We start from the raw sequence: 11,901 nt of genomic DNA, 5'->3' as shown, positions 1-11,901 counted from the left end.
TCCCCGGCCGATCGCCTTGCGCCGCCCGCGGCAACCATCGGTTCTGTCGCTTCGCTGCCGTCAGCCGGGGACGCGGCGACAGTTGGCTCGCCGGCCAATTCCGCTGCGCCGGCGCTGGACGCGGCAACGGGCGTTTTGCGCTGGGCCGGGCCGCCGCGCGCCGCACGCAGTGCCGGAACCGTGGCCCTTGCAGGCACCGGCGTACTCGCCGCAGGCACGCGCCGCACCGCGGCTGCCGCTGCCGGTTCCTCCATCCTGAACACGGACACCGCCTCCACCAGCCGCTCCGACTGTTCCTGCATGCTGCGCGCCGCAGCTGCCGCCTGTTCCACCAGCGCTGCGTTCTGCTGCGTTGCGTTATCCATTTCCACAATCGCAGTGTTCACCTGCTCGATGCCGGAAGATTGCTCCTGGCTGGCCGACGTGATCTCATTCATGATGTCCGCCACCTGCTGCACGGAAGCGACGATCTGCTGCATCGTTGCGCCAGCCCGGTCGACTAGCGCACCGCCCGCATCGACCTTGGAAATCGAATCATCGATCAGCTCCTTGATTTCCTTCGCCGCGCTGGCGCTGCGCTGCGCCAGGTTGCGCACTTCCGAAGCGACCACCGCAAAGCCGCGCCCCTGTTCCCCGGCGCGGGCCGCTTCCACCGCGGCATTCAGGGCCAAGATATTGGTCTGGAACGCAATGCCGTCAATCGCGCTGATGATGTCCGCCATGCGCGCCGAACTGGCCTTGATCGCGCCCATGGTATCCACCACTTCGCTCACCACTTGCCCGCCCTCGCTGGCGTGGCCCGCCGCCGACACCACCAATTGGTTGGCCTGGCGCGCATTGTCCGCGTTCTGTTTGACGGTAGAAGTCAGTTCTTCCATCGACGACGCGGTTTCCTCCAGGCTGGCTGCTTGCTGTTCGGTGCGGCGCGACAGGTCCAGGTTGCCCGCCGCGATTTCCGCCGCTGCGGTATTGATGGTATCGGTGGAGGTGCGCACCGAACCGACGGTGCGCTTCAAGGCCGACACCATGTCCTTCAGCGCATTGAGCAGGCGTCCCGTTTCGTCCTTGCGGCGCACGTCGATGTCAGCCGTCAGATCGCCATGCGCCACCGTTTCCGCCACCTCCACCGCTTGCAGCAGCGGACCTGTCACCGAGCGTGTGATCAGGTAGCCGGCCACGATGGAGACCACCGTGGCCAGCACCAGCAGCCCGATCATCAACATGGTCGCATCGGATGCGGACTTGGCCGCCTCTTCCCCATCACTGTTCATCAGCCTGTTTTGCAGGGCGAGCATGGCATCGAGCTTGCCGAAATAAGCGTTCTGCAGCGGAATCGCCTGGTTGAACAGGGTTTGCACTGCGCTCTCATGGTCGCCGTCCTTCACCAGCTTGAGTACCTCGTCGCGCTTGGCGCGGAAGGCTTCAAAAGCCTGGGTCTCTTCGGCAAACAGCCTCTTGGCCTCTTCCAGCACAAGCACCTGTTGCAATTTGTTGGCGGCTGCCGTGCCGGCGGTATCCGCTTCCGCCATATTGGCAAGGAAGGCGTCGCTGCCGGCCTTGTCAGGCGCCAGCATGGCGTTGCGCAGCGACTGGGCCGAACGGTTGGAATAGCTGCGCATGTCGTTGGTCAGCTGTACCTTCATGTAGCGGTCTTCGATCAGCCGCTTGGTCAGGCTGGCGTTGTGGCTCAAGCGGCTGATCCCTGTCAGCGACATGGCCAGTTGGATCGCAATGGCCAGCGCAAAACCCATCGCCAGCCGCATACCGATATTCATGTTCGAGAAGCTCATGCCATGCCTCACCGGAAAGTTGGTCTGTGCCTGATGATGGCACAGGCATGGCAAGGCGGCGCAGCGCTCAAAAACTGCGTCGCGTTGTCGCCACAGCAAGCCCAGCTGGGCAATTACTGTATATAATTACAGTATCGCAAGCGAACTCGACTTTTTGTATATGGACTGGCCCCGCCGCATTGCCCACCTCGACATGGACGCCTTTTATGCGTCCGTCGAGTTGCTGCGCTATCCGGAATTGCGCGGCCTGCCGGTGGTGATCGGCGGTGGCGGGCGGCACCAGCCGCGCCAGCTGCCCGATGGCACCCGCGAGTTTTCCCGCCTGCGCGATTACGTGGGGCGCGGCGTGATCACCACTTCCACCTACGAGGCGCGTGCGCTGGGCGTGTTCTCCGCCATGGGCACCATGAAGGCGGCGGCGCTGGCGCCGGATGCCATCCTGCTGCCGGTGGATTTCGACTCTTACCGCAAGTATTCGCGCCTGTTCAAGGCTGCCGTCGCGAGCATCGCGCCGCAGATCGAAGACCGCGGCATCGATGAAATCTACATCGACCTGACCGATGTCGAAGGCGAAACGCGGGAACTGGCCCAGCGCATCAAGGACGCCGTGCGTGCCGCGACCGGTCTGTCATGTTCGATCGGGATCGCACCGAACAAGCTGCTGGCCAAGATCTGCTCCGACCTGGACAAGCCGAACGGCCTGACCGTGGTCGGCTACGACGACGTGCCCGCCCGCATCTGGCCGCTGGCGGTGCGCAAGGTGAACGGCATCGGCCCCAAGGCGGAAAAAAAGCTGGTGGCGCTTGGCATCGACACCGTGGGCCAGCTGGCTGCCGCCGATCCCGCCCTGCTGCAGGAACATTTCGGCCTCAATTACGCCGAATGGCTGCAGCGCATTTCGCATGGCCGCGACGAGCGCGCCATCTCCACTTACCACGAGCCGAAAGGCGTCAGCCGCGAGACGACCTTCTCGCGCGACTTGCATGTGAAGCGCGACCGCGCCGAGCTGTCCGAGATCTTCACCCGCCTGTGCCAGAAGGTGGCGGACGACCTGGCGCGCAAGCGCTATGCCGGCCGCACCGTCGGCATCAAGCTGCGCTACGCCGACTTCCGCACGGTCACGCGCGACCTCACGCTGCCTTCGCCCACGGCCGATGCCGCCGCCATCCGCCGCGCCGCCGGCGAGTGCCTGCGCCGCGTGCCGCTGGACGACCGCCTGCGCCTGCTCGGCGTGCGCATGTCGGCGCTGTGCTCGCTGGAGGAGGCCGGCAGGGCGCAGCCGGCGCAGGGTGATCTTTTTGCTAATATGTGATACCTTTCCCGCGCGAGCTGGCATGTGAGTCCGGCTGCAAACCGGACTACCTATGCAAGCAGATTTCAACCCGGCGCGGCGCGCCTGGCTGGTCGTGATCGCGTTGGGGCATCTCGCCCTGCTGATGGCCTGGCGCCCTGTCGTCCAGCATGCCATTGATGCGGCGCCGCGCATGGATGGTGAGCTGGTATTCCTCCATATGCCGGCGGCCAAGCCGCGCGACGAAACAGCCCCGGCGCCGCGCGCGGCCAGGCAGCCCTCGCATGCGCGGCCCGCGCCGCCGCCGCTCGCCAGCAAAGCAGCCCGGCCCGATGCGCCACCGGCTGCGCGCGAAGAGTCGCCACAAACGATCACCCTGCCATCCAACGCCAGTGTTCCGGCCGACCCTTTTGCCAAACCCGCTGCGCCAGCCGAAACATTGCGCGACAGGGCCCGCATGTCCGCTGCCAGCATCGACCGCCAGCTGCGCAAGGAAAGCCTGAATAAATTCGCCACCATCGTGCAGGAGCAAAGCCCGCTGGCCAAGCAGCTGGCGCGCGCCTACAACGGCGAAGTGGTGCTGGAACAAACCTCCACCATGGGCGATGGCCGCACCATGAAACGCTACCGCGCGGGCGGACAGGAATGGTGCGAATACGTGAACCTGGTCGGCGCGGCCGGGCAGGATCCTTTCCGCGACGGGAACAAAACCCAGGTGAAGACGTGCCCCTGATGGCAATCCACCGCCGGCATGGCCTGCTGGTGCTGGTCGCCGGGCTGCACTTGGCCATGCTGGCCTGCTGGCGCGTCACCGCGCCGCGCACGCAGCCGCTTGGCCAGCAGCGCGAAGGAGAGCTCGTCTTCCTGACCCAAGTGGCGGCCCGGCAGCCAAAGGAGGCGGCACAAAATGTGTCCGCCGCAGCCCGGCCTCCCCGCCGCAAGGTCTCACCGCAGCCGGTCCCGGTCGTACCCTCTGCGCCACCCTCGGCCAGCACGCCGCCGCCCGCCGCCGAAGCGCCCGAACCGGCCATCCCCGACCCCTTCGCCCAGCCGGCGCCGGTGGTGGAAAGCGTACTGGAACGCTCTCGCCACGCCGCCATCGGCATCGACCGCCAGCTGCGCAAGGAGAGCAAAAATGACAACGACCGAGTATTGGTCCACGAATCGAAACTGTCGCAAGATATGGCGCTGGCCTACAAAGGTTCCGGCGCCTTCTCGATGACCGAAACAGTGTTGCCCAATGGAGACAGCCTGGCGCGGGTGACGACTCCCCTCGGCAGCTACTGCATGCTCAAGCGCGGCAACCGCGATCACGCTGGCCTGAACGCGGTCAATAACGCGGGCAAAACATTAATCGTTCGCTGCCCCAAATAGCTCCTGCTAAAATGTCGTTCCTTTGAAAATGCTCAGCTAGGCTGCAAACAAGTATGTGGTTTAAGAATCTCCAGGTTTACCGTCTGCCCGCCCCATGGGCATTTACTCCAGAACAACTCGAAGAAGCACTGCAGTCGCAAGCCTTCTCCCCTGCCAGCAGCAATGAGCTGATGCGCCAGGGCTGGGACAAGCCGCGTCCAAATGGCGGCCTGGTACACGTAGTCAACAAGCAGATGCTGATGGTGCTGGGCACCGAGAAAAAGCTGCTGCCTTCGACCGTGGTCAACCAGGTAGCCAAGGCGCGCGCCGCCGAAATGGAAGAACAGCAAGGCTTCGCCCCAGGCAAAAAAGCCATGAAAGAGCTGAAGGAACGCGTGCACGACGAACTGCTGCCGCGCGCCTTCACCATCCGCAGCAACACCTGGTGCTGGATCGACCCGGTCAACGGCTGGCTGGTGGTCGACGCCGCCAGCCCGGCCAAGGCCGATGACATCATCAAGATGCTGCTGAAAGCCGTCGACCGCATGCCGATCGAGAGCCTGCGCGTTCAGCGCTCCCCAGTGGGCGTGATGACTGCCTGGCTGCAGGACGACGAAGCCCCTGCCGGCTTCACCGTCGATATGGATACCGAACTGCGCGCCACCGGCGAAAGCAAGGCGGCCGTGCGCTACGTGCGCCACACCCTGGAGCCGGAAGAAGTACGCCGCCACATCGCCGCCGGCAAGCAGTGCACCCGCCTGGCCATGACCTGGGACAGCAAGATCAGCTTCGTGCTGACCGAAGCCCTGGCCATCAAAGGCGTGAAGCCGCTGGACGTGATGAAGGAAAACGACGCCGTTACCCGCAACGACGACGAACGCTTCGACGGCGATTTCATGCTGATGACCGGCGAACTGGCCAAGCTGCTGCAGGACGTCGTCGACGCCCTGGGCGGCGAAGCGAAGGCGTAACGTTCGCTACGTCCGTGTGAGCGCCAGCAGGCGCTCGCAATAGCCCGCGGCCATGTCCTCGGGCACATTGGTCACGCCGAGCAGCAGCCCGCCCTGTGCGGGCGCCTGGCCGGCGTACCAGGCCGACAGGGCCGACGGCGACATGCCCAGTCCGCGCGCCCGCGCAACCACTTCCACGTCACTGACACCCGGCGGCAATTGCAGCAGCACACCGAGTGCCGCAGGCGCCTGCACCACGCCCAGCTTGTCCAGTGCCGCACCCAATGCATTGCGCCGCTCCTGGTACAAGCGCTTCATATGCCGCAGATGGCGCAGGTAGGCGCCGCTGCGCAGGAATTCGGCCACCGCCAGCTGTACCACCGGCGGCGGCGCGCTGGCGCAGGTGGACGCCGCCTGCGCCAGCTTGTCCGCCAGTGCCGGCGGCGCCACCAGGAAGCCCACCCGCAGCGACGGCGTCAGCGTCTTGCTGAACGTCCCCAGGTGCAGCACGCGGCCGGCACGGTCCTGCGAGGCCAGGGCCGGGGCCGCACGGCCTTGCGGCTGCAGTTCGCCCAGGTAGTCGTCCTCGATGATCCAGGCTTCCGCCTGCGCCGCCCATTCCAGCAAGGCCTGGCGCCGCCGCAGCGACAGCGTGACGCCGAGCGGCGCCTGCTGGCCCGGAGTGACCACTGCCAGCTTCGCGCGAGGCGCGCTGCGCATGCCGGCAGCCACGTCCAGCCCCTCCGGGTCGACCGGCACCGGCACCAGCTTGATGCCTGCGTCCAGCAAGGCGTCGCGCGTCGCCTTGTAGCCAGGCTGCTCGACCCAGGCCTCCGTGCCTTTCAGTTCCAGCGCGTGCAGGACCAGGCTTAGCGCGCCCGCATAGCCATTACAGACCAGCACTTGCGCTGGGGTGCAATCGAGCCCGCGCGCCACGCACAGGTAGCCCGCGATTTCGGCGCGCAGGGAATGTTCGCCGCGCGGGTCGGGATAGGCCAGGGTCATTGCCGCCGCAGTGCGAGCCGCCCGGCCCAGCACGCGCGACCAGGTCTTGAAAGGGAAAGCGTCCTGCGCCGGCACGCCGACCTGGAAAGGGCGCGTGCTGACGGCCCGGCCGGGAAAGGTTTGCACCACATCCTGCGCTGCCGCCGCAGGGGACATGTCGCGCAGCGCGCTGGCGGCCGCTGCTCCCATGCCGGCGCTGGCGCCCGCACAGACGAAAGTCCCCGCCGCCCCCGCCGTGAACACCAGCTGTTCGTCGCGCAGGCGCTCATACGCTTGCCGCACCGTGCCGCGCGCCACGCCCAGCTGCGCCGCCAGGTCATGCCAGGAAGGCAGGCGCGCTTGCGGCGCCAGGCGTCCATCGCCGATGGCGTTACGCAGGCCGAGGAAAATCTGGTCGGCCAGGGAGGCAGCGGCCTTGCGGTCAATGGAAAGGTCGAGTGAATGGTACATAAATTCAGCGAATTCTTGCGTCTTTTTAATGGCCTAAGGCGAAGGTACCATGGTTTTCATCCCAATCTGACGAAAGCCATCATGTTCAAGCCATTTATCGCAGCATTGTTACTGACCCTTTCCACGGTCGCAGCGCACGCGGACGAAGCGGGCAGCGGCGCCAGCCGCGCCAAGCTGGCCGGCAAGGCGCTGGTCGGCCAACCCGGACCGGCGGCGGTCCTGCAGACCATCGACGGCCAGCGTATCGACCTGGCCAGCTTTTACGGCAAGAAGCCGGTCTACCTGAAATTCTGGGCTACCTGGTGCGTGCCATGCCGTGAGCAGATGCCGGCATTCGAAAAAGCGTACGAGCAGTACGGCGACAAGATCGCCGTGGTGGCGGTCAATGCCGGCTACAGCGATACCGAAGCCGACGTGAAAAGCTACCGCGCCCAGCACGGACTGCACATGCCGATCGTGATCGACGACGGGTCGCTGGCGGCCAAGCTGAACCTGCGCGTCACGCCGCAGCACATCGTGATCGGCCGCGATGGCCGCATCGAGCACGTCGGCCATTTGCACGACAAGGAGCTTGAAAACGCGCTGGCGAGCGCCGTCAACGAGCGCAAGGTAGCGAATCCGTTGGCGCTGGCCGCACCGGCAGCCGCGCCGAGCCAGCCCGTCCTGAAGGTAGGTGACCTCGCCAAGGGCCTCCCGCTGCCCGCCGCGCAAGGCAAACCGCGCGCCCTGATGTTCTTCTCCCCATGGTGCGAGTCCTACCTGAAAGAGAGCCGCCCAGCGACTGCGCAAGCCTGCCAGCGTGTGCGCGAAGAAGCCGAAACGCTTGCCGCAAACAACGGCGTCGAATGGCTGGCAGTGGCCTCGCCGGTATGGTCCTCCGACAAGGAAGTCGCCGAATTCGCCCGCAGCAAAAAGTCGCGCATGGCAATGCGGCTGGACAAGGACGGCGCGCTGTTCAATGCCTTCGGCGTGCGCCAGATCCCCAGCGTCGTCCTGCTGGACAGACAAGGCCGCGTGGCGCGCGTGATCGGCCCCGGAGAACGCGGCCTGGCGCAAGCAGTCAAAGCCCTTGAGGTGCAATGATGCGCCGCCTGCTGATGCTGTTTGCCCTGCTGGCTTTTGTCGCCCGCGCCTTTGCGCAAGACTTCCTCGAGCCGGAAGCCGCCTTCCGCTTCGCCGCAAGGATGGCCGATGGCGGCACCGCCGAAGTCAGTTTCGACATCGCCGATGGCTACTACATGTACCGCGACCGCTTCAAGTTCAGTGCCGACGGCGCCAAGCTGGGTGCACCTGAACTGCCGGCCGGCAAAGTGAAGTTCGACCAGACCTTCGGCAAGCAAGTGGAAACCTACCGCCACCGCGTTACGGTGCGCGTGCCGGTGCAGGGCGAAGGCCCCTTTGTGTTGCGTGTAACAAGCCAGGGCTGCGCCGACGCGGGCCTGTGCTATTCGCCGATGGAGTCCGGCATCACCATGCAGGCCGCCGCACCGCTGGCGCAAGTGCTGCAGGGCGGACGGCTGCTGAAGATCGTGCCCCTGTTCCTGCTGCTTGGCCTCGGCCTCGCATTCACCCCCTGCGTGCTGCCGATGGTCCCCATCCTGTCCTCGATCATCGTCGGCGACAGCGCCAAGCCAAGCCGCAAGCGCGGACTGCTGCTGTCCGCTGCCTATTCGCTTGGCATGGCCCTGGTGTACACCGCCTTCGGCATTGCCGCCGGCCTGGCAGGAGAAGGCCTCGCCGCTTCGCTGCAAAAGCCATGGGTAATCGGCGGCTTCGCCCTGCTGCTCACCGCGCTGGCGCTGTCGATGTTCGGCTTGTACGAACTGCAGCTGCCGAATGCCCTCCAATCGCGCCTGGCCGAAAGCTCCAACCGCCGCAGCGCAGGCAAGCTGGCCGGCGTCTTCGGCATGGGCGCCATCTCCGCCCTGATGGTCGGCCCCTGCGTGGCCGCACCGCTGGCCGGAGCCCTGGTCTACATCAGCCAGACGCGCGACGTGCTGGTAGGCGGCAGCGCCCTGTTCGCGATGGCAGCCGGCATGAGCGTGCCGCTGGTGCTGGTGGGCGTTTCCGCCGGCAGCCTGCTGCCGCGGGCCGGCGCGTGGATGGTGTGGGTCAAGCGAGGCTTCGGCGTCATGCTGCTGGCGCTGGCCGCCTGGATGGCATTGCCGCTACTGCCTAGCCACCACACTTCGGCGCTGCCATTCAAGCGTATCAGCAATGTGCAGGAACTGGAGGCCGAACTCGCGAAAGGCAAACCCGTCATGCTCGACTTTTACGCCGACTGGTGCGTATCGTGCAAAGAGATGGAAAAATTCACCTTCAGCGCCGCACCAGTGAAAGCAGCGCTGCAAGGCGCGGTGCTACTGCAAGCCGACGTCACCGCCAACACCGAACAAGACAAGGCCCTGCTGAAACGCTTTGGCCTGTTTGGACCGCCCGCCATCATCCTGTTCGGCGGCGGGGGCAAGGAAGGAGCGCGCGTGATCGGCTACCAGGACGCCGAACGCTTCCAGCAAACGCTGGCGAAGATCAGGTAACTCAGAGCGGCTGGAACACACCAGCCGCTTTGTTTTTCTGCACGTTATCCCAAGCGAAGATCTGGCCGTTCATCGCCACGTACACGCCGGGCGGCAGCACCTGCGCCACGCCGCAGGCAAAGCCCATGTTGAAGAAAGCATCCGAGTTATCGATCTCGTAAGGGATCATGGCACCGGTGAAGACGATGGTCTTGTCCTTGATTGCCGGCCCCAGGACCGCGGCGGTCTGCGGCATGGTATCGGTGCCGTGCACGATCACGATCGCCTTTTCCGACGCAGCCTGGCAAGCGGCCAGCACGCGCTGGCGGTCGGCATCAACCATGTCCAGTGAATCCAGCAGCGACACCACTTCCAGTTCGCAAGGCGTGGTGATGCGGGCGCGCTTGATCGCGGCAGGCAGGTGGCTGTCGGCGAAAGCCAAGGTGCCATTCAGTTCGTTGTAATGCTTGTCGAAAGTGCCGCCGGTGGCAATGATGCGCAGGGTCATGATGAATTAAAATGAAATCGATGAATGGCGTGCATGATAGCCGAAAAAGTTTTCCGCAACCGGCTGGCATTCCGCCGAACTGTTGACTACACTGGGTTTTTTGCCCGGCCAGACCATGAAAGCGCTCGCACCAGGAACCGTGATTTTCCACCGCTACCGCGGCTACGGAGTGATCACGGCCGTCAATTTGCTCACCGGCTGGATCTCCGCCCGGTTTGGCAATGAATCGCGCACGCTCGACCTGAACCTGTCCACCGACGAAGTGCAGTTCGCCGACGGCGAAGCGATCCTGTTCCGCCGCGCCCCGCCCGACCGCATGCCGCACGCACGGCTGATGGCCGTCGTCCGCGAGTTGCACAAGGCCGGCTACCAGAAGTTATACCTGTACTCCTGGCCCAAGCCCTCCGGCCTGCACTGGCGCTGGCACCTGTTCACCGGCCCGCGCGACTGGATGCAGCGCTCCTGGCGCGAAGGCTGGTACGGCTCCGGCGCCGATTACATCTTCAATCCCGTGATGGGCTGGGGCGACCAGCCCGGCGCCACGACGGAAGAACTGGTGCACGCGCTGGCGAAATTCGACCCGCAAGGCCTGGCGCAGGCGCTCGGCCGCGACGAAGACCACACGAACTGGTTCGCCCAAGTCTGCGACGCCCTGCTACCCGGCTACATGTACAGCCTCGACATGCAGCGCCCGCACGGCGCCCCGCTGACCGAGATGCCCGCCGTCCCCGTCATCCCCGTGCGCGCCAACCTCCCGCCCTACCGCGGCCCCGACATCACCTGGCCGCCCGGCTGGGCCGGCCTCTGGAGCAAAGTTCACGCCACGCCCCTACAGTCCAGCCCGTGTCCCACCCTTGGGTCACACCCGAAATGGGACACGGACCCGGCTGTATAGTGCTCCAGCTCGTGTCCCGAAACGGGTGTGACCCCAGGGTGGGACACGGAGTCAGCCGTTGATGTGGTTGACCAGGTTCTGGAAGGCGTGGCGGAAGTAGAGCTCGTAACTTGCTTTCTCGACGTAGCCCAGGTGCGGGGTGCACAGCACATTCGGCATGCGCAGCAGCGGTGAATTTTCTGGAAGCGGTTCGGTTTCGAATACGTCGAGCGCGGCATAGCCGGGGCGGCCGGCAGCCAGGGCTTCTTCCAGCGCGCCCGACGCAACCAGCTCGGCGCGGCTGACGTTGACGAACAGCGCGTCCGGCTTCATGCGCGCCAGGTCTTCGGCGGTGACGATGCCGCGCGTGCCGTCGGCCAGGCGCAAGTGCAGCGAAAGCACATCCGCCTCCGCAAAGAATGCCTCACGCGAAGCCGCCGCTTCGTAGCCATCGGCGACCGCTGCGGCGCGGCTGGACTCGCTGCCCCACACCGTCACCCGCATGCCGAAGGCGCGCGCATACCCCGCCACCATCTTGCCGATCTTGCCATAGCCCCAGATCGCCATGGTGCTGCCCGCCAGCACCAGGCCCAGCGTATTGTGTTCATGCCGGATCGACACTTGCTGCCACTGCCCGTCGCGCAGCTTGCCGGCGTACGGGAACAGCTTGCGCCGCGCCGCCATCACCAGCGCCCAGGTCAGTTCGGCCGGGGCAGTCGGCGAACCCACGCCTTCGAGCACCGTGATGCCCAGCTCGCGGCAGGCTTCCATGTCGATATGCCCGCTCACCTTGCCGGTCTGCGAGATGACCTTCAAATTCGGCAGCTTCGATAGCAAAGTACGGTTGAACGAGGTGCGTTCGCGAATCAGTACCAGCGCTTCGAACGGCGCCAGGCGGGCCACCAGCTGGCCCATTCCCTTCACGGAATTTTTGAAAACTTTGACCTCATGGCCATCCAGAATTTTGAAGCATTCCAAGCCACGTGTTGCGTCTTGGTAATCATCGAGAATCGCAATTTTCATGTCAGTTAGCAGATTTTGTGATGGAAATAGTAGGGAAATAACAGGTTTGTGAATATCTGGAATAGCCTACTACATTAGTCGGGCAATATTCCTACATTTTGGTCGGAAACGCGGGATCGCAGGTGTACAATCGGCCAATTC

Annotated in this window: 11 protein-coding genes; 7 read left to right on the top strand and 4 right to left on the bottom strand. The window is 65.0% G+C overall.

Annotated features, from left to right (window positions below):
* On the bottom strand, window positions 1-1,790 hold a 1,790-nt coding region (locus GM658_RS25205), incomplete at its 3' end, for a methyl-accepting chemotaxis protein (protein ID WP_155456828.1).
* Between the two features lie 160 nt (window positions 1,791-1,950).
* On the opposite strand from GM658_RS25205, the gene dinB reads away from it, so the two are divergent.
* From dinB to GM658_RS25185, 4 genes are read left to right on the top strand one after another with little or no spacing between them, the layout of a single operon-like run.
* Entirely contained in the window at window positions 1,951-3,102 is a 1,152-nt protein-coding gene (gene dinB, locus GM658_RS25200) for a DNA polymerase IV (protein ID WP_155456827.1), read from the top strand.
* 52 nt (window positions 3,103-3,154) lie between these two features.
* Window positions 3,155-3,814, top strand: a complete 660-nt coding sequence (locus GM658_RS25195; protein WP_155456826.1) for a hypothetical protein — start codon at window positions 3,155-3,157, stop codon at window positions 3,812-3,814.
* Window positions 3,814-4,455, top strand: a complete 642-nt coding sequence (locus GM658_RS25190) for a hypothetical protein (protein WP_155456825.1) — start codon at window positions 3,814-3,816, stop codon at window positions 4,453-4,455. The genes GM658_RS25195 and GM658_RS25190 overlap by 1 nt, the downstream gene beginning before the upstream one ends.
* A 53-nt stretch (window positions 4,456-4,508) precedes the next feature.
* Window positions 4,509-5,405 carry a recombination-associated protein RdgC gene (locus GM658_RS25185; RefSeq protein ID WP_028103579.1) on the top strand — a complete coding sequence of 299 codons (897 nt, stop codon included), beginning with the start codon at window positions 4,509-4,511 and terminating at the stop codon, window positions 5,403-5,405.
* 6 nt (window positions 5,406-5,411) lie between these two features.
* Here the strand turns inward: GM658_RS25185 and pdxR are convergent, their stop codons facing one another.
* Window positions 5,412-6,839, bottom strand: coding sequence for a MocR-like pyridoxine biosynthesis transcription factor PdxR (gene pdxR / locus GM658_RS25180; protein WP_155456824.1), 1,428 nt, complete (start codon window positions 6,837-6,839; stop codon window positions 5,412-5,414).
* Window positions 6,840-6,920: 81 nt separating this feature from the next.
* Here pdxR and GM658_RS25175 point away from each other — a divergent pair, with 81 nt between their 5' ends.
* Window positions 6,921-7,922: a redoxin family protein gene (locus GM658_RS25175; RefSeq protein ID WP_155456823.1), complete on the top strand. Its 1,002-nt coding sequence runs from the start codon at window positions 6,921-6,923 to the stop codon at window positions 7,920-7,922.
* Window positions 7,919-9,376, top strand: coding sequence for a protein-disulfide reductase DsbD (dsbD, locus tag GM658_RS25170; RefSeq protein WP_155456822.1), 1,458 nt, complete (start codon window positions 7,919-7,921; stop codon window positions 9,374-9,376). Before GM658_RS25175 ends, dsbD begins: the two co-directional genes overlap by 4 nt.
* Window position 9,377: 1 nt before the next feature.
* Here the strand turns inward: dsbD and GM658_RS25165 are convergent, their stop codons facing one another.
* The gene (locus GM658_RS25165; protein WP_155456821.1) at window positions 9,378-9,863 is read right to left on the bottom strand and encodes an asparaginase domain-containing protein; all 486 of its coding nucleotides are present in this window, start codon (window positions 9,861-9,863) and stop codon (window positions 9,378-9,380) included.
* 115 nt (window positions 9,864-9,978) lie between these two features.
* Here GM658_RS25165 and GM658_RS25160 point away from each other — a divergent pair, with 115 nt between their 5' ends.
* On the top strand, window positions 9,979-10,758 hold the full coding sequence (locus GM658_RS25160; protein ID WP_229417063.1) for an L-asparaginase: 780 nt from the start codon (window positions 9,979-9,981) through the stop codon (window positions 10,756-10,758).
* Window positions 10,759-10,809: 51 nt separating this feature from the next.
* Here the strand turns inward: GM658_RS25160 and GM658_RS25155 are convergent, their stop codons facing one another.
* A complete protein-coding gene (locus GM658_RS25155; protein ID WP_155456820.1) occupies window positions 10,810-11,760 on the bottom strand; it encodes a D-2-hydroxyacid dehydrogenase family protein in 951 nt (316 codons plus the stop codon).
* Window positions 11,761-11,901 lie beyond the last annotated feature (141 nt).

Origin of the sequence: Massilia eburnea, assembly GCF_009720745.1 — a bacterium.
GTDB lineage: Bacteria > Pseudomonadota > Gammaproteobacteria > Burkholderiales > Burkholderiaceae_D > Rugamonas > Rugamonas eburnea.
The sequence above is the reverse complement of the archived record's forward strand: the minus strand, read 5'-3'. Positions and strand labels throughout refer to the sequence as shown.